We start from the raw sequence: 24,685 nt of genomic DNA, 5'->3' as shown, positions 1-24,685 counted from the left end.
AGAGGTGGATTAGTGACTTTCCCCCAACTGTAACTTCCAGTCTCATTTTAATAAAAATCATAATACAAGCTCCATTCTCCGGTCTCTTTATTCTTGGCAAACATAAAACTGCCACTGTCAATCACATTCAAATTAGCCTTGCCATCTGAAGAAACCTGGAAAACAAATTCAAAACCTTTTCCAAAACTGTCCTTAAATCCGATACCCGGTTGGCAGAATGAGGGATAACCACCCAGTTTAGTGCTGTAACAATGCTTAATAATTTGAAAATAGCTGTCGAAATGTCCTTCTCTTTCAAGTTTGACAATTTCAGAAATCAAATTATAATCTATATCTTCAATTCCGCCGCCATCCCATAAAGGTGCGTCGTTAGTGTATAGCTGAGAGCGCAGTGGGAATGGTTTTAAATAAGAAACAGGACTTTGTAAATCTTTAATGACAATATCTTCAAGATTATTGTATTCCCTGATGAGCCAATTGTCACCCATTTTTTCAAAAGTTTCCGGAAAATCCTGAGAGATAAATACTGTTATTAATTTTTTATCTTTTATCAGTTCGGGTACAAAAGGCTGGTTGGGAAGATAAAACTGGATAAGTGGCATCATCGGATCTCCATTTTTATCCAAAGGAATTTCTTCATCTTCAGCATACGTAAATACGCGTCCGATCCATGATTCTCCCAAAACATTCAGAGGTCTGAATCCACCGGTGAAAAATTCTGTTGCAGGTCTTTCTATTTGATCTTTAATTTCCTGGATTCTTAGATCTATTTTTGTCATAAGGTGTTAGTTTTCTTCTTCTTTAAAATCTTCCAGCATCAAATTGTGATACCCATTGTACTCAGCTTTTTCTTCATCTGTGAATGCCTCAAGTTCCAAGGTGAGATTTTTGGCTTCTAAAGTGGAAATTTGTTGATTATGCTGAGTAAAAGCAAAACACCCGAGATATGAAACGCCACTGTCTTTTAATTCTCTTATCTTATCACTCAGTTCTTGTTTGTTCAGTATTTTAGAACTAAGAGCCGCTTTTTTTATTTCAGCAATAGTCATAGTAATTGTTGATGTTTATTCAAAGATAAAAAAATGAAGAAGGATGAAGAAATTAATGTTGAACAGGCTATATTTTAAATTTCAGCTATTTTATCAAATAGTTGAGGATAATTCACAACCAACCCATTCCCGTCTACTAAAATATCCGATTTGAAATCGGTTTGCAGATTATCATAATGATAAATGTAAGGAGCAATTTTGGTGTATTGCTGAGCTACGGGTTTTATCAGATTATTCAGAATGTCAATATAAATAACTTTAATTTCCCGTGTATCATTTTCAGCCAGTTTTAGGTTGTTAATAGGTAAAGTATTAGTGAAAGGGGTTAAAGAAATATCAATGAAGCTAAAATCTCTAAAATCAGGATTAATCACATTGTTGATTTCCCATTCATTCTCATATTTCTTACCTGTGAGTATGTTTTTAATGGTGTTGATCTCAGATTCAATCGTAAATCCCCGAATATTCCAATCAGGATCAATAGTTAGCTGATATGCTACAGTATATATTTTGCTTTCATAGCAGCCGATAATTTTTGATGTTACCTGAATATCTTTATCATTTTCTTTAAGGCTGAAATATTCCAGTGACTGAAAAGCAATTCCCTGCCAGATCAATGTTTTCATTTTTTTTTAGTTTAGTGTGATAATATAAAATCTAATTATTTGGAAATTCTACGTTTTCTGATCCTGCTTAATGTTTCCCTTGCCACTCCAAGAAATGATGCCAGTTGGGTAAGAGAAACCCTTTGTAAAATTTCAGGATATTTTTTTTCAATATATTCCAGTCTTTCCTGAGCTGAATACAATTTGAACAAATTGGAAAACTCCTCCTGCTTAGTCGCAAACTGACGGATACAGTGTCGTCCTAATGATTCTATTTCGATGTGCTGCTTTGCAATTGTAAACAGTTTTTCTTTATCAAAAATCACAACTTGTAAATTTTCACAGGCAGCTATATTGGATTCTGAAGGCTTTCCACTTCCGAAACTGCTGATATTGGTTGCAATTTCATTTTCAAAGAAAAAACTGGTGTTTTTTGCCACACCGTCTATTTCATAATAAGACCTGCAATATCCTTTATCAATATAAAATAAAGATTGGCATACTTCACCCTCCTTCAGTATTAACTCATTCTTTTTGTATTGTTTTTCAGAGAGAGCAGGTTGGAGTAATGTCCAGCTTTCATCTGAAAATGGAGTAAGAGAACGGATGTATTTTAGGAGGTTTTCCATATAAAACGTCTATATTTTTTTATTCTTGGGAATTTTTAAAAGAAGTACAGCACCCCATGTTTGAAGAATGAGTTGTAAAACGTTTATGATTGCGAGAATAGGATCAGTACTTAAATGTGCTATTATTATAGGTATTCCAAGGATGCCGATTGCAAAAAGAAAAAGGAACAGATATTTAGCCACTGTATTTCCCTTCCCAATCATATAACCAGTTCCAAAAACAAAAGCAATGACCGCTACTGAAATGAAGATTGCCAAACCTGAATTTAACTGTTCTGATGTCCAGATTAAACCGGCAATTCCTATTGCTCCTGACAGGTAGATAAGATTGGACGCTTTTGTATGGTTGGGATGTATTATTGTATCGTTAAACTCAACGTTAGAAATAAGGGAATGAATACGATCTTGTTCTTCATTTGTAAATGTTCTTCCTCTTGATTGTAGTATTTCATAAGCATATTGTATAGCTTGAGGAACGAATTTACTGTTAGGTTGTATGTATTGCTCAAGTTCTCGGTCAGACATTTTTTCCAGAACATTTTTCTTTGTATCCATCTGATGTAAGGTTATTTTTTCACGAAAATACTGAAATTTTCACGGAAATATTATAGTTAATAAAGTCTGTTTTCTTTTTTGTAATTTTATTTAATGACAAATAAATTGTAAAAGATTAATAGATTGCTCCATTATGAAAAAAATACTCTTCGCTTTGTTTTTTATCCCCGCTGTATTTCATGCCCAGCAAACAGTTCATCGCGATCCGGAAATCATCAATTATGTTTCACAGGTAAGTACGGATTCTTTGAAAAGTCACATCAACTCCCTGGTGAGCTTTGGAACCAGACATACTATGAGTTCTACCACAGATCCCAAAAGAGGTATAGGTGCCGCAAGAAAATGGGTGCTGAAAAAGTTCAATGATTATGCTAAAAATGCGGGCGGAAGAATGGAGGTTTTTCTTCAGAATCAAACCATTCAGCCGGATGGAAAACGAATTGACCGTGTTACCGATTTAGGAAATGCTATTGCCATTATTCATGGAACAAATCCTAATGATAAAAGGCTTTTTATGATGAGCGGACATCTGGATTCTAGAGTAAGTGATGTGATGAATTTCAAAGATAACGCTCCGGGAGCCAATGATGACGGGAGCGGAGTGGCTGCATTGATTGAAAGTGCAAGAATATTGAGCAGATCTAAATTCCCGGCAAGTATTGTATTGGTTGCTTTTTCCGGAGAAGAACAAGGATTGCTGGGATCCAGAATGCTGGCTGAAAAAGCCGCCAATGAAGGCTGGCAACTGGAAGCCTTGCTGAATAATGACATGATCTCCAATAATCTCAGCAGTGATACGAATCTGATTAATACCCATCAGTTGAGAGTCTTTTCTGAAGGTCTGCCTCAATATGAACTGGATAAAAAAGCTCAGAATATCAGAAAATTCGGGCTGGAAAATGATGGAGAGCCAAGGCAGCTGGCAAGATATATTAAAGAAATAGGGGAGCGGTATGTTGATAATCTACAGGTTAAATTGATTTATAGAAATGACCGGTTCCTGAGAGGTGGAGATCATACTCCGTTTGTTGAAAAAGGCTTTTCTGCAGTACGGCTAACGGAATTCAACGAAAATTTCAACCATCAGCATCAGGATATCAGAAAAGAAAATGGAGTACAATATGGAGATTTACCGGAATTTATAGATTTTGAATATTTTAAAAAGAATGTAGAGGTAAATATTGCAGTTTTAACCAACCTTGCAAAGTCCCCTTCAAAACCAGAAAATGTGAAAATAGAAGTCAGTAATCTTACCAATTTTACAGATCTTTCCTGGGAAAAACCTAAATCTGGAGAAATAACGGGATATTATGTATTAATGCGTGAAACCGATGCTTCTGTATGGCAGAAAAAAATATTTACCAAAGAAACTTCGATTAGGCTGCCTTATTCTAAAGACAACTATTTCTTTGCCGTACAAGCTGTAAACACTTCAGGAAATGAAAGCCTGATCGTTTTACCAGCAATCAAATAAAAAGAATGACAATTCAAACATCAATAAAGCGGGTTTTTATCCTGAAGGTTGTTGAAGGAAGCCCGCTTTTATCATTTATTCTATATCCAGCGTCATAAAAAGAGCAATTTCTTCGGAATTATCATATAGCCGTGTATTCACTCCGGTGATATTGAAGCCCATTCTTCTGTAAAATTGTATGGCAGGATAGTTCGTATTCTGGGTTTCAAGTTCAATAACCCGGCAGTTCAGTTTTCTGGCTTCTTTGACCGCATTTTTAATGAGCATAATTCCCAGCCCGTGTCTTCGGTATTTTTCATTAACCAGGATATTTTCAATATAGAAACTGTTATTCCATGTTCTATGGTCACAGATGATCCATCCCTGAAGATTATCATCTACAAAAGCTCCGAAAGAGTTACCTTTTTCAATGATGGTATTAAGCTCACCAATATCATCGGAACCTGTTTCCCAAACTTTAGAGTAGGATAGCTTTTTCTCCTTCAGAGTAAATTCAAAGGCACCTGCGAATTCAATTGAAGAAACAGAGTAAATAATATCTGTAGAATATCCATTATTTCCCCAGTTCAGACTAGAGTCGGAAGTTAGCTGTTGTATTTTTTTTATTTCCACGAAAGAATATTTTTATTGAACTTCAGTACAGATTTCTACAAGGTAATTGTCAGGATCTTTAATGTAAGCGGTCTTTTGTCCCCAAGGTTTCACAGCAATCTCTTCATATAGAACAGCACCGTTTTTTACTGCTTTTTCCACCAAAGTTTCTACATCGTCTGTCACAAATCCAAGCTCAATCCCAAAAGGCTTTTCTTCAGTTTTTGAAAGTAAAAATCCTTTTTTAATATTGGAGCCGGCTAATTCAACAGATGCAAAAGACAATGTGGTTTCTCCTGTGATCAGTTCTCCATAATCTTTATCAGGGGTGATGAATTTAATCTCGGCATTAAAAGTATTTTTGTAGAAATTCATTGAGGATTCTACATTTTCTACATACAGAATAACATATTTAAATTTAATCATATTATTATATTTAGGGATATTTTTCGAATTTGAATTGTTTTATTTTTTGTTTAAAATATATTCTTCATCTACCATCAGCTCAATGTGAGGGCCGTTTTGGGGATAATGTTTTATACCCTCCAGGTGACCGAAATGGACCGGATATTTTTGTGTAAGTAGCCTTATTTTGCTTCCAAATGAATTGATATTGACTGTTTGAATTGAATCTTTTTTCTGACGGCCGTTCGTGAAGAAAAGCATGAGATTACAATGGTGGCTGAAATCATGATCTATATAATAGAATACATTGATATTTTCTTCCCGGCAGATAGAGCTTAAAGCATTAATGAAGAATCTTTTATCTGCTAATGGCAGGTTACAGTCGATTCTAATGGAAAGGTTTTCAGCATTATTTTTTTTAAAATCTGACCCTATAATCTGTAGAAAGCGGTGTTCAATATTTCCGAAATTTTCTCTTTCAGGATGATAAATTTTAGTAGAAAATGACTTAAATGGCACATCTGAATCTAATATGATGGCATTTTCACGAATCAATAATTCTTCTATTTCAAGAGCAAACTGAAAATAAAAATCAAAAAGGGTATGTCCTCCAATATTAATGATGAGTTGATTCTCATTGATATTAAGAAACAAAAATGCTTCTTTAAACCGGGATTTCAGCTCTTCCAGTTTTGCAATAAAATTTTCTGTATTGCCAACCTGAACTCTTGCAACCAGTTCAGCTTCATTATCTGCATGTCCGCCATATCCTTCGAAAAATTTAAAAAACTTGAAATGATATAAATTTTCAGGAAATTTAAAGTACCAGTAGACTCCTAAAATCATGGTGAATTATGTTGAGAGTTGAATAAAGATCAAATTTAAATAAAAATTCATGTTCTAAAACATTCAAAACCCCTAAATTTGTGAGCAATAAAATTTTACTTGGATGCTTAGGAACATTTCAATTGCGGCAGCTACTTTTTTGTCCGTAGTTACAATCAATGCGCAGAAGAACAGAAATTCTCAATTAGAAAGACCTAAATTGGTTGTAGGTCTGGTAGTAGACCAGATGCGTTGGGATTATTTATACCGTTTTTACAACAAATATGGAAATGACGGTTTCAAAAGACTTTTGAATACAGGATATTCTTTAAATAATGTACATATTCCTTATGTTCCTACCATTACTGCTTTGGGGCATACTTGTATTTATACAGGATCGGTACCTGCCATTCACGGGATTGCCGGAAACGACTGGACAGATAAAGAAACAGGTAAAGGCGTATATTGTACTGCTGATGACAGTGTTCAACCAGTAGGAACAACCAATACAAAAACGGGAAGCCACTCTCCGAAAAACCTTTGGTCTACAACGGTAACGGACGAATTGAGACTGGCAACAAATTTCCAGGGGAAAGTAATCGGGGTTTCTTTAAAAGACAGAGCTTCTATTCTTCCTGCAGGCCATACGCCAAACGGAGCTTTCTGGTTTGATGACAGTACAGGAAACTTTATCACAAGTACATGGTATATGAATGGTCTTCCTCAATGGGTAAAATCATTCAATTCTCAGAATTTACCGGAAAAACTGGTTGCTAACGGCTGGAATACTTTACTTCCGATCAGCCAATATACAGAAAGTGCACCAGACAATTCTCCTTGGGAAGGATTATTAGGAAGCGCCAAAACACCTACATTCCCTTACAATGATCTTGCAAAAGATTATCAGACAAAAAAAGACAACATCCGCTATACTCCTTTCGGAAATACACTCACATTAAAGTTGGCTGAAGCTTCTGTGGAAGGAGAAAAATTGGGAGGTGATAATATTACAGACTTTTTAGCAATCAATTTAGCTTCTACGGATTATGCAGGGCATAAATTTGGCCCGAACTCTATTGAAGTAGAAGATGTTTATATCAGATTAGATCAGGATTTAGCACAATTTTTCAATTATCTGGATTCAAAGGTTGGTAAAGGTGAGTATACCGTTTTCCTTTCTGCAGACCACGGTGGCGCACACTCTGTAGGATTCTTAAAAGAGCACAAAATTCCGACAGGTTTCTTTGGAGAAGATGCTGAAAAGAATCTTAATCAAAAACTGAAAGATAAATTCGGGGCTGATAAATTAATCAACGCGATTGATAACTATCAGATTTATTTCGACAGAAAAGTGTTGGCCGACAGTAAACTTGAATTGGATGATGTAAGAAACTTTGCTGTTAAAGAACTGGAAAAAGATCCTACTGTTTTATATGCGGTTTCTGTAGATAAAGTTGCTGAATCAAGTATTCCTGAGCCAATTAAACAAAGAATTATTAACGGAATCAACAGACAGAGAAGCGGAGATATTCAATTGATATCTCATGATTCTATGCTGCCGCCATATTCTAAAACAGGAACTACACACAGTGTTTGGAATTCTTATGACTCACATATCCCATTAATCTTTATGGGGTGGGGAGTTCAGCAGGGAGAAAGCAATAAGCCTTATCACATGACAGATATTGCGCCTACGGTTTCTTCATTACTGAAAATCCAGTTTCCAAGCGGAAATGTTGGAAATCCAATTACTGAAGTTATGGGTAAATAAGCTGAATAACATATATAGAAAAAACATTCCTTCCCGGAATGTTTTTTATTTTACCAAAGTAATGAGGGTTGTGAAACTATTTTCCAGTAGGGTCTGGTTTGGTTTTTTGAGTCATAAAATTCATTTTTTGCCTAATACATTTAAAAAACTATCTTTGCAAAAATTTTGGTTTCCAGTATATTGGAATGAAAAGGGAATTGGGTGAAACTCCCAAACTGTCCCCGCAACTGTAAATCGCAATAAAAGTTTCTGTACACAGCCACTGTATAAACGGGAAGGCACAGAAAGCGAAAGTCAGGAGACCTGCCAGAATAATAATCAAAAAACATATTGCTTTCGGAGGAAAAGTAGAATGATATGAATATAAAAAGATTTCTAGTACTGTTTTTGTCATCTTATGGCTGCTTTCTTTCCGCACAGGAGAAAGCTGTTGATACTATTTATATTTTCGACAGCCAGATGAACAAAGTGAAACAGTTTCATCCTGTGAAAATCATTAATACTGAAGATGTTGAAAAGAACTCCAGTAATCTTTCAGAGCTGTTGAGGTTTCAATCTTCCATTTATATTAAAGAAAACGGACGTGGTGCTGTTTCTTCACCATCATTTAGAGGAACTTCAGCTAATCAGACTGCTTTTGTCTGGAACGGAATTAATATTAACTCCAATTTTTTGGGTCAAGGAGATATCAACAATATTGCCTTATTCGGATATGACCAGATTGGAGTAAAAGCAGGCGGGGGAAGTGTTACTTATGGCTCAGGTGCTATTGGTGGCAGTATTCACCTGAACAATATCCTTGATTTTAATAAAGGGTTTCACGGATCTCTATTTTCAGAAGCAGCTTCTTTTGGTACTTATAATAATTTTGTTAAAAGTTCTTACAGTAATGAAAAATTTAGCTTTAAGACTTCTGCAAATTATGCTGTAAGTGCAAATGATTATGAGGTGCCGGAATTTGTAGTGGGTACAACTCCATTTAAAAATATCAATGGAAGATACTATAATACAACCTTTAATATTGGTGCAGCTTATAAAATTACTGATGCTCAGACTATTTCGTGGCAAAGCCAGATATTTGATGCTTCACAGCATTATATAATTTACGAGGAAAATGGTAACAGAACAAAGTATAAAGCTAATACTTTGCGAAGCCTGATTTCGTGGGATATTAATAAAACTAATTTTTCAAATAGTTTAAAGGCTGCTTATACTGAAGATAATTACCAGTATTTTCCAGATATCTATTTGCTTAAATCAACTGGGGCTGAGGGAAAGAATTATATATTTAAAAACGACTTTAATTATTTCATAACTCCGAAGATTAATATTAATGCAATCGGAGAGTTTCAAGTTAATAAAGCTGAAGGTTATGATATAGGTAATATTAGCCGGAATGTAGTTTCTTTAGCCGGAATGGTAAGGTATTTTGCTTTTAAAGATTTACGCTTTGAAGCCGGAATAAAAAAAGACTTTGTAGAGGATATTTCTTCTCCGGTTATGTATTCTTTTTCAGGAAAATGGAACGTTTTGAAATGGTATCATATAGGCGGCAGTTTTTCAAAAAACTTCAGATATCCTACTTTTAATGATCTTTATTGGAAACCTGGAGGCAATTTGGATTTACAGCCTGAAACTTCTTCCAATATAGATATGGATCACGAGTTTAATTTTGGAGATTTTAAAATTATTCTCAGCCCATATTATATGGATATTAAAAATTATATTAGCTGGCTTCCTACATCTTACGGATATTGGGCTCCTTTTAATACCTATAAAGCCGAATTTTATGGATTGGAATCCAATATTACCTGGAATAAAAATTTTGGCAGACATAGTCTAAAGATCAATGCTGGATATACCTATTCAAAATCTGTAAATAAAGAAACTAACAAGCAAATGATGTATGTTCCTTTACATAAAGCTACAGGTTCTATAGATTATACATTTGATTTTCTTAAAATCTATGCTCAAGGACTTGTTAATGGACTCACTTATACCACTGCAGATGAAAAAAGATCTGTGGCATTAGATCCTTATTTTATTTTAAATGCAGGTGTTTCTGCAAATATTTTTAAAAAAAATACTTTAGGATTTAAGGTAAATAATCTTACAAATATTGTGTATCAAACAGTATTTGATTATCCAATGCCGAAAAGAAATTATAGTATTTACGTAACAATTAATTTTTAAATCATATGAAACTAAACAAACTTTTACATCTTCTTTTTGCTTTCGTACTTCTTTTAGGTGTTGCATCATGTAGCACCGACAGTAGTGATGAATTACAGCCTAGAATTGATTACGCCAATGGATTTCTGATTGCAAACGAAGGAAAATATGGTACTCCAAATGCTGAAGTAACTTTTGTAACTTCAGATCTAAGCCTTAAACAGGATAATATTTTCTCATTCAATAATGGAGGGAAATTAGGAGATGTTCTGCAGATGATTGCTTTCAATGGTAACAATGCCTATTTATTATTAAACAACTCAAATAAGATTCAGATTGTAAACCGTTATAATTTTAAAGCAGCTGGTGAAATTACATCCGGGCTTAATCAGCCTCGTTATATGGCTTTTGCAAACAATAATATTTATGTAACTAATGATAAATACCAGGGAGATAAATTTGTAAGTGTTTATAAAGTTTCAGACAATTCTCTTATTAAAAAAATTCCTTTTTCAGATACTGTTGAGAGAATCGTAGAAGCAGGTAATAATATCTTTGTACAGAATGCTTCGTTTGGATATGGAAACAATATTACACTTATTAATACAACTACCAATGAGATTCAGAAGACCTTTTCTGTAAACGGAAATATCAATAAAATCATTTCAAATAATCAGAATGTTTATGCTATTGCAGCTGGAACTACGGATTCTTATATCTATCAGATCTCAAGTACGGGTGATATTATAAAAACGATTACCTTAACAGGAATTGCTGATGCCAAGAACCTGGAGATCTCGAACAATAAATTCTATTTCAGCTCAGGTAAAAGTGTTTATACTATGGATATGAAGTTAGGAACAGTGCCTACTTCACCTTTATTTACTGTTGCAAGTAGCTCTGATCCATATTCTGATCTTTATGGGTTCAGTGTAGTAAAAGATCTGATCTTTACTTCTGATGCAAATGGATTTAAGCAGGACAGTAAGATTGTTGTTTATAATACATCTGGAGATATTATTAAAACTTTTTCAGCAGGTATAGCTTCTAATTCAGTATACTGGAACTAAAGTATAATACACTTCGGCGTATATAATTTTTTATTTTTTCATCATTTGTGTTTTTTTCCGGGCGGGTTCTTAGAACCCGCCCGGCTTTGTTATATAAATTATTATAGCATTAAAAAAGCTGGATAAAATATCCAGCTTGGCTTTTTCTATTGAGTGAAAATTAGTTTAATTTTAATCCTAACTTTTCTGCTTCAGCAATAACAAACTTTGTAGCTTCTTCCTTTTCATTTGGAATTTCACCTTCAAGAATGGCTTCTTTCACCTTTTCCTTTAAAATACCAATTTCACGTCCCGGCTGAAGGTTAAACATCTTCATGATCTCTTCTCCGGTAATAGGAGGCTGGAAGTTTCTTACCTGATCTTTTTCTTCTACTTCTTTGATCTTTACCGCTACATATTCAAAGTTTTTCTTGAATTTCTCCTGCTTTCTTGAGTTTTTGGTGGTGATATCTGCCTTACAAAGAGTAAATAAATCTTCAAGATCTTCTCCGGCATCAAATAAAAGCCTTCTTAAAGCAGAGTCTGAGGCATCATCTGTAATCAAGGCAATAGGTCTGGAAGAAAGCTTTACCATCTTCTGAACATATTTCATATCACTTCCCAAAGGTAATTTTAATCTTTGGAAAAGCGCTTTTACCATTTTAGAACCTAAAAATTCATGTCCATGGAATGTCCATCCTGTTCCTTCCACAAATTTCTTCGTAGGGGCTTTTCCTATATCGTGAAGTAATGCAGCCCAACGCAGCCAGAGATTATCGGTATTCAAAGAAATATTATCTACTACTTCAAGAGTATGGTAGAAATTATCTTTGTGAGTTTGGCCTTCCACTTCTTCTATTCCTTTCAATTCGATTAATTCAGGAATAACAAGCTTTAGAAGTCCTGTTTGTTCCATTAATTTTAAGCCTACGGAAGGTTTCTCAGAAAGCATGATCTTATTGAATTCCACCATGATTCTTTCCATCGAAACAATTTTGATTCTTTCTGCTTCCTGCTTAATCGCCTCCAAAGAGTTTTCTTCAATAGTGAAGCTTAGAGTGGATGCAAATCTTACAGCTCTCATCATTCTCAATGGGTCATCAGAATAGGTCTGAGCAGGTTCCAAAGGAGTTCTTAAGATTTCTTTTTCAAGGTCTTCAATACCGTTGAATGGATCAATCAGCTCTCCGAAATTATCTTTATTCAAAGAAATGGCCATTGCATTAATGGTAAAATCTCTTCTCTTCTGATCATCTTCCAATGTTCCGCCTTCTACTTCAGGCTTTCGGCTGTTCTCCGTATAGCTTTCCTTTCTGGCACCTACAAATTCCAGCTCAAGATCTTTATATTTGATCATGGCTGTTCCATAGGTTTTAAATACAGAAACTTTTAATTTAGGATCAATATCCTGGGCTACATTTTGAGCCAGTTCAATACCGCTCTGTTCAGTTACAAAGTCAATATCTGTAGAAGCCTTTCTCTTCATCAGGAGATCGCGAACGTATCCACCAACAATGTATACAGACTGATTATTCCTTTCTGCAGCTTCAGAAATTATTTTAAAAAGTTTTAAATTCTTATTTTGAGTAAGATTAATTTTCATCGTTTATAATAGCGTCAATTTCTACCAATGCCGGTCATTAGTCGTAATGAGCGTACATTTTACTTATTTTTTCCTCTTCATTAAAAAACATCACCTCTACAGCGTGTTTATCCATGATAGACTTATAAAATAATGCTACAGAACCTACTCCTTCTGTTGAATGGATCAGATTGAAGTGCAGATCCGGAAATTTATCCAGAGCCTTTCTCCAGTATTCACGAACGGCATCTTTTCCCTTTAAAGAACTTTCTTTTCCTCCGGTGGCCATGGCAATCATGGGCGTAGTAATCTCAATATCGTCAGAATAATGGGAAAGGATGTCCTCTAAATCATGAGAGTTCCAGGCATTTACCCACATTTGAGCGAATTCTTGATGATTCATAGCATGTATTTTAAGAGTTGGATTTTGCAAAGATAGAATTAAAAAAAAGAAATCCTGCCGATATACACAGACAAGACTCTAAAAAATAAACAGGTTACTACCGTATTTTTATTCTCTAAGAACTTTTATCCTGTTATCATCCCATATTTTAATGACGGAAGATCCTGAGTATTTTGAAACTTTATCCCTGTCTTCCTCCACAGCATAATCTACAAGGCTAATGATTTCCGGGGAAATATCCGAAAACTTCAACGGGCTTTTATCGCCGCTGAAATTAGCAGAAGTAGAAACCAAAGGTTTATTCAGTTTAGTGATCAGTTTTTTACAGAAATCATTCTTTACCAATCTGATTCCGATGCTGCCGTCTTCAGCAAGCAATTCTTTAGGCAGCCCTCTAGGGTTTTCATAAACAATGGTCACCGGTTTTTCGCTTAAATCAATAATTTCCCAAGCCATTTCAGGGACATCAACCAGATCCTGAAGCCTTTTTTCAGACTCTACCAGAATGATCATCGATTTGTTTTTCTCACGTTTTTTGATGTCAAAAATTTTATTGACAGCTTCTATATTGGTGGCATCACATCCAATTCCCCAAATGGTATCTGTAGGATAAAGAATTGTTCCGCCGGACTTTAATATTTCAATAATAGGTTCCATATTTTATATACATTCAAAACAGTGGATAAAGGTAGAGAATCTGTGAATTTTAAACAAAAAATTAGGGGCAAAATGGATGGTGTGTTAGTGCGTTTTTAAGTTTTTTAGCTAAAGCTAATGGATTGGTATAAAATTTAAAAGACGGGCTAAAGCCCGTCCCTATTGATGTATTATAATCATTTTACGTTATCTATCAAATTCAATAGGAATGGGCCTTAGTCCATTCAACAATACATAAAAATTCCATCTGGCTTTAGCTAAAACCTACATTTTAAAATTATATTTTTCAATAAATTCATGATATTCCTCTGTAAAGCTCTTTTTCTGATGATGCTTTTCCTGATTTTTAATATAATTCCTTACCGCATCTAATTTTGTTTCGGAAACAGAGACCGCAAAGTATTCATCTTGCCATGAGAATTTATCTTTCGTAAGATGATGTTTATTGATCCAATATGAAGATTCTCCCTTCAATAATTGTACAACTTTTTCTATATTTTGATTGGAACCTAAGGAAATCAAACAATGACAATGGTCTGAATATCCATTAATCATGTCTAAGAATATTCCTTTTTCTGAAGCGTATTCTTTGATGTGTTTCCAAATCTTTATTCTTAGATCAAATGTATTAAGATAAGGAGTTCTGTTTCTTGTTGAGAAAACAAGGTGAACGTAAATTTTGATAAATGACATTTGTGTTGTTTTTTATCAAAAATAATGTTTTTTAATTAAGTTTTGGCTAAAGCCAATGGATTGGTATAAAATTTAAAAGACAGGCTAAAGCCCGTCCCTATTGATGTATTATATATGAATTATATAAATGTATTTTTGGTCGTCAATGAAAACTAAACCTGATTGTATTATTTAAAAATCATTTTATGTTATCTATCAAATTCAATAGGAATGGGCTTTAGCCCATTCAACAATAAACAATAATTCCATTGGCTTTAGCCAAAACTTACTATTTCATTACATCCATCCCAATTTAGATAAATATCTTTCTTCAATAATATTCAGATGGTGGTAATTATGCCCGATAATTAATTTTCCTATGGTTTCTGCCGAAATTTCATTGCCATTGGCAGTACCGATATTTTGTAAAGCAATAGGATTCATTGTTTCCAATAAAATCTGTGAAGACTTTCTTACCAGTTTGTATTCTTCCAGCAAAGATTCCAGTGATCTTTCATTCGCAAAAGACCGTGCTGCATATTCATTTTCGTCAAATCCGGGAAGGTTGTTTTTATCACCTCTGGCCAACGCTAATATTCTGTATTGGAAAACTCTTTCTGTGTCGGATAAATGTAGAAGTAATTCTTTCAATGTCCATTTGCCTTCAGCATAAGCGAATTTTGATTGCTCTTCTGTTAGGTTAGAATATATTCCTATTGTTTTTTCTTCTGATATTTTTAGTTCAGCTAACCAATCTCCGGATGGGATCTTGTCTAAGTATCTTTGAATGTATTTTTGAAAATCTGTCATAGTGTTTTGGGGTTATAAGTTAAAATATTCGTGTTAACGAGATTTCGGGTCGTATTTAAGTACGAAAATATTAGGTTATGATATTGTATTATTCATTATTGGTTGATTGTTACTTATGAATTGCTCCATTCATAAAAATTCACAGAGTCATAAAGTTTAAAACCGCAGGAAGGATACAATTGATTACCTACATCATTACTTTTTCCTGTTTCAAGTAGGATGCCGCAGGCATTTGATGATTGGCAGAGTTCTTTTGCTTTTTCAATAAGTTCTTTGGAATAGCCTTTACCTCTATGATTGGCATTAACGTACAAATCATTCAGCAGCCAGTAACGCTGCATTCTGGTAGATGAAAATATTGGGTATAATTGTACAAAACCAGTCAGAATTCCGTTTTCTTCTGTAACAAAAATTTCGGAATCTTTATTTTCAATTCTTTCCTGAAGAAAATCTGTAGCAGCAGGAATATCGGACGTTTTGTGATAGAATATTCTGTACTGATCAAACAGCTCAGCCAGTTGGGATAAATCTTCAATGACTGCTTTTCTCGTATTTTTCATAGGTGTCTGGTGGTGATAATAAAAATGAGAAAGATATTGAATCCTTCTCATTTTATTTATTTTAATGTCTTAAGAAAATGCTTTTTCCAGATCTGCAATAAGATCATCTGCATCTTCAATACCAACGCTTAAACGTACAAGATCATCAGTAATTCCCAATTCAGCACGTTTTTCAGCCGGGATAGAAGCATGGGTCATTAAAGCAGGGTGGTTCGCTAAAGATTCCACACCACCTAAAGATTCAGCCAAAGTAAATACTCTTACTTTTTCAAGGAACTTGATGGCATCTTCTTTCTTTCCGGATTTGAAAGTGAATGAAACCATTCCTCCGGATTCCTTCATCTGAGATTTTGCCAGCTCATATTGAGGGTGAGATTCTAATCCGGGATAAATAACTTTATCTACTGCAGGATGAGTTTCAAGATATTTTGCAACAGCAAGTCCATTATCCGAGTGTCTCTGTATTCTTAATGCCAACGTTTTAATCCCTCTTAATACAAGGTAAGAATCGTGAGGACCTAAGATACCACCGCTTGCAAACTGAATAAAATGAAGTTTTTCACCTAATTCTGCATCTTTAGCAATAAGTGCACCTGCAATAACGTCTGAGTGCCCGCCTAAATATTTTGTTGCTGAATGCATTACGATATCAGCTCCCAGATCAATTGGTCTTTGGATATATGGAGTTGCAAAAGTATTGTCTACAGCTACTAATATATCTTTTCCTTTAGCAACTTCTACTACCGCTTTGATGTCTACTAACTTCATCAGCGGGTTCGTTGGAGTTTCTACCCAGATCAGTTTGGTTTTATCTGTAATTACATCTGCAATTTTAGAAACATCGTCAAAATTAACGAACGTGAACTTCAGCTGATATTTTTCAAAAAGTCTGGTGAACATTCTGTAAGTACCACCATAAAGATCATCTACTGCAATTACTTCATCACCAGGGTTTAATAACTTCAAAACACAGTCGATGGCTGCAAGACCAGAACCGAAAGCCAATCCTCTCGCTCCGTTTTCAATGCTTGCTAAAGAATCTTCCAGCGCCTGTCTTGTAGGGTTAGCAGCTCTTGAATATTCATATCCGGAGTGTACTCCAGGGCTTTTTTGTGCAAACGTAGAGGTTAAAAATACAGGAACATTTACAGATCCCGTTGCAGACTCATGATGCTGCCCTCCGTGAATTACTTTGGTATTAAAATTCATAATATTTTATAATTTATCAATCTAACAGTGTACCAATTTATCAATGTTTTAGAATTGTTCCACTGTTAAATTGTTTCATTGTTACATTTTTATTGTGAACGTTTTATTTTATAGCAGATTTTACCGCAAACTCTTCTGCAATTTCTTCCATCCATTGTGCCACATCTTCCTCTCCGGTTGCTCTTTGGTAGGTGTTTCCAAGAGAAATCAAAATCTGGTGGATAAACATCTTCATCTGGTCTACAGGCATTTCTTTAGTCCAAAGATCGATTCTTAAGGCTTCTCTGGTTTTATCATCCCATACAGAGATCATGGTTGCCTTGGTTTCCTGTTTTTCAATACCGCCATCCTGAGCATTCCATGTAATATTTTCCGGCACGTGGTTTTCATCAAGCTCTACATCTATTGTAATCTGAGTTTTTCTCATATCAATCTAAAATTTTTCAGCAAAGTTAATACTTCTTCAGCTTATCCAAAATTTCTGCGAAACTATCTTCATCAGGAAATGATATAAAAAAAGACTTTCTGTAGGAACAAAAAGTCTTCTATAGGTATAAATAACGGTTATTTTGTTACACGGGGTTTATAACCGGATTCGTTAAAAATTTGCGTAGCATCCATTTTCAGGAAGGCTGTAAGTTTTGTATCCGGCTTTTCCTTCAGATAGGCTTTACAGATCTGCCATCCCGTAAAAATACCGATCTGTGGGGAAGACTCATTGTCTATTTCAGTATAGAACTTTGAGAATGGCCCCGGAGCAATAAAACGTTCTCCCAATCTTGGATCATCTCCGAATAACAGATTGCTTTCCACAAAATAATTCCAGATATTGGCTTCATTGTAAGTGGCCCATTCATATTGTTTTCGGGTGTAATTCATTTTCAGGTAATCTGGAGTGTCCGGAAGGAAAGCATCCTGAAGGATCATTACTTTTCCGTTAAGAATTACCTGGTCTATGAATTTCTGATGATCCGGAGATTCGGTTACAATATTTTCGGCAAAGAGAAGGGAAACCTTAGGAACAATATTCTGTGGGTTCATAGATTTCTGGAAGTAAAGCTCCAATCCTTTGTAATGAGCATTGCCATCACCCATAAATCCGGTAATATCAATAAATAAAAGATTCCCTTTTTCATCATAAAAGATAGGATCCTGAACCATTTGCAGTGCTGATGAAAACAGGTATACCTTTGGGCTCTTAAACTGTGGGAAGTAATGTTTGATATGTGAAAATAAATCCTGAAGATCTTTCTGCAGTTTGGCCTGATCTATTTTCCCTATTGCTTCCTTATAAATTTTGATCTCTTCCGCATCCGCTCTTCTTTTAGAGAAATCAGCATCAGAAACGGTTCCCTGGAACCATGGAAACTTAGCTTTAAACTGATCTAAGGGAATAGCCGGATTGTAAAATTCCCTAGAAATATCCGTCATTTCAATTTTTTCTGTGGTATCTTTTACCTCTATTTTCCATTGGTTTTCAGGCTCTTTTTTACAGGAGTTAAGCCCAGCAATTAAAACAGAAGAAACGGCAATATATCTGAAAATCTTCATTATTTTTACATTAAGTTTACAAAAATAAGGATTAAATAGACATTTCATGATGAAATTTAAAATATTTACTGTTCTAGCGGGCTTTTTCGGATTAGTTTTTTTACATGCGCAAAAGCTCGAGTTTAAATAAGAATCTTGAAAAGGCTGTTATTGAAAACTTTGATTTAAATAAGGACGAGGCAATCAGCCAGTCTGAAGCAGACGCTGTAAACAACCTGTTTTTGGTTCAAAAAGGCATTACTTCCATAGAGGATCTGCACTTTTTTAACAACGTAAAAATGGTAATGCTGGATGATAACGCAATTTCTTCCGTTATTCTGAAAGATATGGACAAACTGAATCTGTTTTCATGCACAGGATGTAAAATAGTATCATTTAAAGCCGAAAATCTTAAAAACCTCACTTCTTTGTATATTGATAATAATCTTTTGGAGACTATTTCCCTGAAAGCAACACCGAAAATTGACCAATTAACATTATCTTTAAATCAGCTAAAAACAATCGATCTGTCTCAGCTTAAAAATTTAAGGAGACTGAATGTAGAGCATAATAAAATCCAGCACATTGATATTTCCGGAAATGTGGCTCTACAGACCTTAAATATAAGCGGAAATAAAATAAAAGAAGAAAATATTAAAAAAGGGTTAAAGACAGATGTTACCATTTTTGGAACCAATGAATAAAACTAATGATATGAAAATAGAAACTCAAAGACTCATTTTAAGGAAACTTGAAGAAGAAGATGCAGAACGTATTTTCCTTATGGATTCTAATCCTGATGTGATGAAATATATCGGAACACCGGTGTCAACAGACCTTGAAGAATCTAAGTACATCATCAGGATGATCCAACAACAATATAAAGAGAATGGAGTAGGAAGATTAGGTGTGATTGAAAAAGAAAGTGGATTACTGATAGGCTGGAGCGGCTTGAAACTATTAACCAAAGAAACTAATGGTCACCAGAATGTTCTGGAACTGGGATATCGCTTCTTACCCGAATCCTGGGGAAAAGGTTATGCTATGGAAGCTGGGATTGCTTCTCTGGATTATGGATTTAATGAATTGAATGCAGATGCTATTTATGCCTACGCCCATTCTGAACATGAAGTTTCCAACTATATTTTAACAAAACTGGGATTTGAGAAAACAGGCGAATTTGAAGAACCGGACGGTATTTGTTTCTGGTATGAATTGAAACGTGAAAAATATATTTAATACACAATGATAACAATAAGACAGGAAGAGGAAAAAGATTATAAGGAAGTCTTTAAACTTACGGAAGAAGCCTTCAGAGATATTGAACATAGTGATCATAAAGAGCATTTTCTTGTTGAAAAGTTAAGGAAATCTGAGGCATTTATTCCGGAGCTATCTTTGGTTGCTGAAAACGGAAATGGCATTCTTGCCGGACATATTCTGTTTACAAAATTAATTGTTGAGAATGGTTCAGAAACATTCGAATCATTGGCACTGGCTCCTGTTTCAGTAAAACCTGAGTTTCAAAACCAGGGAGTTGGAGGTCAGTTAATTCAGGAAGGGCATCGTATTGCCCGCAAGTTAGGATACCAATCGGTGATACTGATTGGACATGAAAATTATTATCCGAAGTTTGGTTACAAAAAAACAAGTAATTTTGGGATCTCATTTCCGTTTGAGATTCCGGAAGCAAATGGCATGGCAGTTGAGCTGGTAAAAGACGGATTAAAAAATAGAAAAGGGATGGTGAAATATCCCAGAGAATTTGGAATAGACTAAAAAAAAATATAAACGATGCAGACACAAAAAGTGATAGATCATATCGTAAAGTGGTTAAAGGATTATGCAGTAAATGCAGGAGTAAACGGATATGTAATTGGAGTTTCCGGAGGAGTAGATTCCGGAGTGGTTTCTACTTTGGCAGCCATGACAGGCATGAAAACATTATTGATCGGGATGCCGATTCGCCAGAAAGCTGACCAGATAGACCGTGCGAAGGACCATATGAATGATCTTAAATCCAGATTTCCAAATGTAGAAATAATATCTGTAGATCTGACGCCGGCATTTGAAGAGATCTATAGAACCTTTCATGTAAAGGGTGAGGTATATCCTAATGAGAATTTAACCTTTGCCAACACTAGAGCACGTCTTAGAATGCTTACACTTTATTATTATGGGCAGCTGAACGGGCTTTTGGTTTGTGGAACCGGAAATAAAGTAGAAGATTTTGGAATCGGGTTCTATACAAAATATGGAGATGGTGGGGTAGATGTTTCACCTATTGCAGACCTCTATAAAACTGAAGTATATGAGCTTGCCAAAGGACTAAATCTTATCAAAAGCATCCAGGAAGCAATTCCTACAGACGGGCTTTGGGATGTAGACCGTACCGATGAACAGCAGATTGGTGCAACCTATCCGGAACTGGAAAAAATCCAGAAAGAATACGGAACTAAAACAGTTGATGACTATGAAGGAAGAGATAAGGAAGTATTCCAGATCTTTGACAGAATGCATAAAGCAGCAAAACATAAGATAAATCCTATCCCTGTTTGCGACATTCCTGAAGACTGGAGAGAATAATAAGTATAATAATGTGTTCATTTAGCAGTATAGCAGGTTATATTCATCATTATTATATTGCTGGACTGATATATGGCTACATTAAATAATCGTTACTATGAACAGTAAAACAAGAGCTGTGTTTTTTATATGTCTTGGCCTTCTTTTCGGAATGTCTGTGATGTATATCTATAATAATTTCATTAAGAGCAAAGATCATCTAACTTCAGCTAAAACAGAAACGGTAAATTATGGCAGTGCTTCCACAGAAGATCAGTATAATGCCGGAGCTTCATCAGGACAGGTTTCCATTGAAAAACTGACTGAAGAAAAAACGGTTATCAGCTACGTAAAGAAAAACCATAAGCTTCCCGATTACTATATTACCAAAAGAGAAGCAAGAAGCCAGGGATGGAATCCTTCAAAAGGAAATCTTTGCGATGTACTTCCAGGAAAGGCCATTGGAGGAGATAAATTCGGAAACAGGGAAGGAAGATTACCAGATGGAGACAAATATTTTGAGGCTGATGTTAACTACCATTGCGGTGGAAGAAATGCAGACCGGATTATTTATACCCAAGATGGAGATGTTTACCTTACTAAAAACCATTACAAGAGTTTTGAAAAACAGTAACTGCCATTCCTTACAATGATAAGATCTGAAGTATGATATCAAAAGTAAAAAAGTATAATTTGCATTTAACTTAGGATAAGTAGTAATTTTGAAAAATAAAAGTTTTGCATGCGCATTGTGTTTATTTATGATATTCTCATGCTCAGAAAAGAAAATAGTGAAAGAGCCGGAACAAAAATCTGCAATAACCATATTGGTGCAGCCCTTCAGGGATATAAAACCTGAAAAGGTGGAAGCAGTAGCAGAAGGAATTAAAAAAGTATATCCCAATGTTAAAGTTCTTGAGGCTATAGATTTTCCGGAAAATGCCTATTATAAAGAAAGAAACCGTTACAGAGCAGACTCAATCATTAAGTTTTTAAGCAATAAAACAAAAGAAGATTTTATTACCATTGGGCTCACGTCAAAAGATATCAGTGTTACCAAAGGAAAAGTGAAAGATTTTGGAGTTATGGGCTTAGGATATAGACCTGGTAAAGCCTGTGTAGCTTCAAGCTTTAGGCTAAATAAAGAAAATTTGGATGAACAGTTTTATAAAATTGCTATTCACGAGCTTGGGCATACTCAAGGGTTGTCACATTGTCCGGAAAAAATGTGTTTTATGAGATCCGCGGAAGGAAAAAATCCTACCAATGAAGAAACGGATTTCTGCAAAAAATGCAAAACTTTTTTAATCAGTAAAAATTGGAAATTTAGTTCAATATGAAGACAGTATATATAGATTTTACAGACATAGGCGATTATGAGGATTTCTATGCTCAATTAAAAGAAAAGGTTCAGCTTCCTGAACATTTCGGAGATAACCTTGATGCGCTTTTCGATACCATTACCGGAGACCTTGAAATGCCGCTTCACATTGAATTTGTGAATATGACGGTAGATCAGCTTGAAATCTTCGAAGACCTTTTAACCACATTGGAAGATGCTGAAGAAGAAGTGGAAGGTTTTACTTTCAGCTACTACCTGGAGCAATATGAAGATGATGAGGATGAAGAAGAAACAGAAGACTAATTGGTAATGAAAAAAATAGAAAAGGTTGTTTTAGAAATAAAACAGCCTTTTTGTTTATACTCCCCAAAGACAGGCTTAATCAGCATGTAATCTGTGGGGGGTACATTATATAGAAGATTTTTCTCGCAGATTTAAGAGGGTTTCCCATATTTCCAATAAAAAACCAACAGAAGTCCTGTTGGCTTAATCAGATAGAACTTACCATAGAATGTAAGTCCGTATTATTTTAAATATCACAGCAGAAGCTGAATATTTATTGTAAAGTCATGAATTGAAATCCTAGAGATTCTCCTTATAAAAATGTCGAATCAAAATAGAAAGGTAACAAATCCTTCACTGCATGTACTTTTACCACTTCCTCATTCATGCTTGAAAAATAAAGATCGATGTTTTCGTTCTGCTTGGTTTCGTATTCTATTAAACTCTGGCGGCAAGCTCCACAAGGCGGAATTGGTGGATTCTTCTCATGAAATTCCTTAGGACCACCTACAACGAAGATCTTTTTTACCTTCACATCAGGAAAGTTGGCCGCCACCCAGAAAAGAGTGGTTCTTTCCGCACAAAGTCCCGAGGGAAACGCTGCATTCTCCTGATTGTTTCCGGAATATATTTCTCCGTTTTCCAGTAAAACCGCACATCCTACAAAAAACTGTGAGTAGGGAGCATAGGCATTTTCGCGGGCCTCCTTGGCTCTTTCGAATAATTGTTTTTCTATATCGTTCAGTTCGCTGCTATTTTTAAAATATTCGTAACTGATCTGTATGTCTTTTTTCATATATTGTAGACTAAAAAAGGGGGGTAAAATTAGTTCTTTTTAATGAAGTGGGCAATATTTTATTCTTCCAATAAAAGTTCAATTTTTTAAGACTGTAAAATGTTATATACTCCAATACAATTCAGGAATGTAGAATTAAAAAACCGTTGGGTAATGTCTCCCATGTGTATGTATTCATGTGAAAACGGAATGGCCAATGATTTTCATCTCGTCCATTACGGAAGCAGAGCGCAGGGAGGAACCGGTTTGCTTGTGGTGGAAGCTACAGGAGTAGAACCGAGAGGCCGAATTACCAACCATTGCATGGGGATATGGAATGATGAACAGGCAGAGAAACTACAGAGAATTGTAGAATTTGTTCATCAGAATTCAGACAGTAAAATAGGAATTCAGCTGGCCCATGCCGGAAGAAAAGGCTCCACATGGAATAATGTACAGATTCCTGTTGAAGAAGGCTGGGAAACCATTGCGCCAAGTTCCATACCTTATCATCCATCAGAAAGAATTCCACATGCTTTGAGTACGGATGAGGTAAAGAAACAAGTTCAAAATTTTAAAAAAGCTGCCGGAAGAGCGGTGAAGGCTGGTTTTGATGTAATTGAAATTCATGGGGCACATGGTTATCTGATCCATCAGTTCCTGTCACCGTTATCCAATATCCGAACAGATGAGTACGGCGGAAGCTTTGAGAACAGAATCCGTTTTCTTATTGAAATTGTAGATGCCGTTAATGAGGAATTGAATGAAGATACGGCTCTTTTTGTAAGGATCTCCGGAACCGAGTATGCAGAGAATGGCTGGGATATTCAGGATAGTGTAGCTTTGGCAAAAATTTTAAAAGAACACTCTGTAGACCTCGTAGATGTATCAAGTGGCGGGAATATCCATGGAGCAAAAATTTCAGTTTTCAATGGGTACCAGGTTCCTTTTTCTTCTCAGGTAAGAAATGAGTCTCATATGAAAACGGGAGCAGTAGGTTTAATTACAGAACTGGAGCAGGCTGAAAAAATTCTTCAGAATGACGAAGCTGATCTGATCTTTATAGCAAGGGAAATTCTAAGAAATCCATACATTGCCGTTCAGGGAAGCTTTGAAACGAAAGAAGACTGCTTCTTCCCCCATCAATATACCAGAGCGAAGATCTCTTCATAA

30 protein-coding genes and 1 riboswitch are annotated in these 24,685 nt (G+C 35.2%); of the genes, 12 read left to right on the top strand and 18 right to left on the bottom strand.

Annotated features, from left to right (window positions below; translation table 11 throughout):
* Positions 1-47 precede the first annotated feature (47 nt).
* The 5 genes from EG339_RS23390 to EG339_RS23370 form a co-directional block, all read right to left on the bottom strand.
* Positions 48-779 carry a YwqG family protein gene (locus tag EG339_RS23390; protein ID WP_123872467.1) on the bottom strand — a complete coding sequence of 244 codons (732 nt, stop codon included), beginning with the start codon at positions 777-779 and terminating at the stop codon, positions 48-50.
* A 6-nt stretch (positions 780-785) separates the two neighbouring features.
* Positions 786-1,049: a hypothetical protein gene (locus EG339_RS23385; protein ID WP_123872466.1), complete on the bottom strand. Its 264-nt coding sequence runs from the start codon at positions 1,047-1,049 to the stop codon at positions 786-788.
* A gap of 74 nt (positions 1,050-1,123) precedes the next feature.
* The gene (locus EG339_RS23380) at positions 1,124-1,675 is read right to left on the bottom strand and encodes a putative glycolipid-binding domain-containing protein (RefSeq protein WP_123872465.1); all 552 of its coding nucleotides are present in this window, start codon (positions 1,673-1,675) and stop codon (positions 1,124-1,126) included.
* Between the two features lie 35 nt (positions 1,676-1,710).
* On the bottom strand, positions 1,711-2,283 hold the full coding sequence (locus EG339_RS23375; protein WP_123872464.1) for a Crp/Fnr family transcriptional regulator: 573 nt from the start codon (positions 2,281-2,283) through the stop codon (positions 1,711-1,713).
* 9 nt (positions 2,284-2,292) lie between these two features.
* Positions 2,293-2,838 carry a hypothetical protein gene (locus EG339_RS23370; RefSeq protein ID WP_123872463.1) on the bottom strand — a complete coding sequence of 182 codons (546 nt, stop codon included), beginning with the start codon at positions 2,836-2,838 and terminating at the stop codon, positions 2,293-2,295.
* Between the two features lie 133 nt (positions 2,839-2,971).
* Between EG339_RS23370 and EG339_RS23365 the strand changes: the two genes are divergently transcribed.
* Positions 2,972-4,312 (top strand): M28 family metallopeptidase, encoded by a 1,341-nt coding sequence (locus EG339_RS23365; RefSeq protein WP_123872462.1) that lies wholly within the window; start codon positions 2,972-2,974, stop codon positions 4,310-4,312.
* A gap of 75 nt (positions 4,313-4,387) precedes the next feature.
* On the opposite strand, the gene EG339_RS23360 is transcribed toward EG339_RS23365, so the two are convergent.
* Genes EG339_RS23360 through EG339_RS23350 form a run of 3 tightly spaced genes read right to left on the bottom strand, consistent with a single transcriptional unit; the run spans position 4,388 to position 6,154 of the window.
* The gene (locus EG339_RS23360) at positions 4,388-4,924 is read right to left on the bottom strand and encodes a GNAT family N-acetyltransferase (RefSeq protein ID WP_123872461.1); all 537 of its coding nucleotides are present in this window, start codon (positions 4,922-4,924) and stop codon (positions 4,388-4,390) included.
* Between the two features lie 12 nt (positions 4,925-4,936).
* Positions 4,937-5,329: a VOC family protein gene (locus EG339_RS23355; protein WP_123872460.1), complete on the bottom strand. Its 393-nt coding sequence runs from the start codon at positions 5,327-5,329 to the stop codon at positions 4,937-4,939.
* Between the two features lie 39 nt (positions 5,330-5,368).
* Complete coding sequence (locus tag EG339_RS23350; RefSeq protein WP_123872459.1) at positions 5,369-6,154, bottom strand: hypothetical protein; 786 nt, start codon at positions 6,152-6,154, stop codon at positions 5,369-5,371.
* A 103-nt stretch (positions 6,155-6,257) separates the two neighbouring features.
* Here EG339_RS23350 and pafA point away from each other — a divergent pair, with 103 nt between their 5' ends.
* The 3 genes from pafA to EG339_RS23335 all read left to right on the top strand — a co-directional run bounded on the left by pafA (position 6,258) and on the right by EG339_RS23335 (position 11,146).
* Entirely contained in the window at positions 6,258-7,904 is a 1,647-nt protein-coding gene (gene pafA / locus EG339_RS23345) for an alkaline phosphatase PafA (protein WP_123872458.1), read from the top strand.
* 149 nt (positions 7,905-8,053) lie between these two features.
* Positions 8,054-8,229: riboswitch (cobalamin riboswitch) on the top strand.
* A gap of 32 nt (positions 8,230-8,261) precedes the next feature.
* Positions 8,262-10,097 (top strand): TonB-dependent receptor plug domain-containing protein, encoded by a 1,836-nt coding sequence (locus EG339_RS23340; RefSeq protein WP_123872457.1) that lies wholly within the window; start codon positions 8,262-8,264, stop codon positions 10,095-10,097.
* A gap of 5 nt (positions 10,098-10,102) precedes the next feature.
* On the top strand, positions 10,103-11,146 hold the full coding sequence (locus tag EG339_RS23335; protein WP_123872456.1) for a DUF5074 domain-containing protein: 1,044 nt from the start codon (positions 10,103-10,105) through the stop codon (positions 11,144-11,146).
* Between the two features lie 160 nt (positions 11,147-11,306).
* On the opposite strand, the gene EG339_RS23330 is transcribed toward EG339_RS23335, so the two are convergent.
* From EG339_RS23330 to gldB, 9 genes are all read right to left on the bottom strand, one after another.
* Entirely contained in the window at positions 11,307-12,728 is a 1,422-nt protein-coding gene (locus EG339_RS23330; protein ID WP_123872455.1) for a CCA tRNA nucleotidyltransferase, read from the bottom strand.
* Positions 12,729-12,765: 37 nt separating this feature from the next.
* On the bottom strand, positions 12,766-13,110 hold the full coding sequence (locus tag EG339_RS23325) for a nuclear transport factor 2 family protein (RefSeq protein WP_123872454.1): 345 nt from the start codon (positions 13,108-13,110) through the stop codon (positions 12,766-12,768).
* A 108-nt stretch (positions 13,111-13,218) separates the two neighbouring features.
* On the bottom strand, positions 13,219-13,767 hold the full coding sequence (locus EG339_RS23320; RefSeq protein ID WP_123872453.1) for an L-threonylcarbamoyladenylate synthase: 549 nt from the start codon (positions 13,765-13,767) through the stop codon (positions 13,219-13,221).
* Between the two features lie 264 nt (positions 13,768-14,031).
* Complete coding sequence (tnpA, locus tag EG339_RS23315; RefSeq protein ID WP_123872452.1) at positions 14,032-14,460, bottom strand: IS200/IS605 family transposase; 429 nt, start codon at positions 14,458-14,460, stop codon at positions 14,032-14,034.
* Positions 14,461-14,736: 276 nt separating this feature from the next.
* The gene (locus EG339_RS23310; protein WP_123872451.1) at positions 14,737-15,249 is read right to left on the bottom strand and encodes a DinB family protein; all 513 of its coding nucleotides are present in this window, start codon (positions 15,247-15,249) and stop codon (positions 14,737-14,739) included.
* Positions 15,250-15,362: 113 nt separating this feature from the next.
* Positions 15,363-15,809 (bottom strand): GNAT family N-acetyltransferase, encoded by a 447-nt coding sequence (locus tag EG339_RS23305; protein WP_123872757.1) that lies wholly within the window; start codon positions 15,807-15,809, stop codon positions 15,363-15,365.
* 69 nt (positions 15,810-15,878) lie between these two features.
* Positions 15,879-17,018 (bottom strand): cystathionine gamma-synthase, encoded by a 1,140-nt coding sequence (locus tag EG339_RS23300; RefSeq protein ID WP_123872450.1) that lies wholly within the window; start codon positions 17,016-17,018, stop codon positions 15,879-15,881.
* A gap of 103 nt (positions 17,019-17,121) precedes the next feature.
* On the bottom strand, positions 17,122-17,445 hold the full coding sequence (gldC, locus tag EG339_RS23295; RefSeq protein WP_123872449.1) for a gliding motility protein GldC: 324 nt from the start codon (positions 17,443-17,445) through the stop codon (positions 17,122-17,124).
* A 137-nt stretch (positions 17,446-17,582) separates the two neighbouring features.
* Entirely contained in the window at positions 17,583-18,569 is a 987-nt protein-coding gene (gene gldB, locus EG339_RS23290; protein WP_185146552.1) for a gliding motility lipoprotein GldB, read from the bottom strand.
* 104 nt (positions 18,570-18,673) lie between these two features.
* Here gldB and EG339_RS23285 point away from each other — a divergent pair, with 104 nt between their 5' ends.
* The 7 genes from EG339_RS23285 to EG339_RS23255 all read left to right on the top strand — a co-directional run bounded on the left by EG339_RS23285 (position 18,674) and on the right by EG339_RS23255 (position 22,758).
* Entirely contained in the window at positions 18,674-19,252 is a 579-nt protein-coding gene (locus EG339_RS23285; RefSeq protein WP_228459671.1) for a leucine-rich repeat domain-containing protein, read from the top strand.
* 10 nt (positions 19,253-19,262) lie between these two features.
* Positions 19,263-19,787: a GNAT family N-acetyltransferase gene (locus tag EG339_RS23280; RefSeq protein WP_123872447.1), complete on the top strand. Its 525-nt coding sequence runs from the start codon at positions 19,263-19,265 to the stop codon at positions 19,785-19,787.
* 6 nt (positions 19,788-19,793) lie between these two features.
* Positions 19,794-20,327, top strand: coding sequence for a GNAT family N-acetyltransferase (locus EG339_RS23275; RefSeq protein WP_123872446.1), 534 nt, complete (start codon positions 19,794-19,796; stop codon positions 20,325-20,327).
* 15 nt (positions 20,328-20,342) lie between these two features.
* Positions 20,343-21,134, top strand: coding sequence for an NAD(+) synthase (nadE, locus tag EG339_RS23270; protein WP_123872445.1), 792 nt, complete (start codon positions 20,343-20,345; stop codon positions 21,132-21,134).
* A 97-nt stretch (positions 21,135-21,231) separates the two neighbouring features.
* A complete protein-coding gene (locus EG339_RS23265; protein ID WP_228459083.1) occupies positions 21,232-21,747 on the top strand; it encodes a ribonuclease domain-containing protein in 516 nt (171 codons plus the stop codon).
* A gap of 157 nt (positions 21,748-21,904) precedes the next feature.
* Positions 21,905-22,453: a Zn-dependent protease gene (locus EG339_RS23260; RefSeq protein WP_228459082.1), complete on the top strand. Its 549-nt coding sequence runs from the start codon at positions 21,905-21,907 to the stop codon at positions 22,451-22,453.
* Positions 22,450-22,758: a barstar family protein gene (locus tag EG339_RS23255; protein WP_123872443.1), complete on the top strand. Its 309-nt coding sequence runs from the start codon at positions 22,450-22,452 to the stop codon at positions 22,756-22,758. The genes EG339_RS23260 and EG339_RS23255 overlap by 4 nt, the downstream gene beginning before the upstream one ends.
* A 292-nt stretch (positions 22,759-23,050) precedes the next feature.
* Here EG339_RS23255 and EG339_RS23250 read toward each other — a convergent pair whose 3' ends face one another.
* Positions 23,051-23,533: a cytidine deaminase gene (locus EG339_RS23250; protein ID WP_068944270.1), complete on the bottom strand. Its 483-nt coding sequence runs from the start codon at positions 23,531-23,533 to the stop codon at positions 23,051-23,053.
* A gap of 99 nt (positions 23,534-23,632) precedes the next feature.
* Here EG339_RS23250 and namA point away from each other — a divergent pair, with 99 nt between their 5' ends.
* On the top strand, positions 23,633-24,685 hold the full coding sequence (namA, locus tag EG339_RS23245) for an NADPH dehydrogenase NamA (RefSeq protein ID WP_123872442.1): 1,053 nt from the start codon (positions 23,633-23,635) through the stop codon (positions 24,683-24,685).

Source organism: Chryseobacterium bernardetii (assembly GCF_003815975.1).
Classification (GTDB): Bacteria; Bacteroidota; Bacteroidia; order Flavobacteriales; family Weeksellaceae; genus Chryseobacterium; species Chryseobacterium bernardetii.
This window is presented reverse-complemented; position numbering and strand designations above follow the sequence as displayed.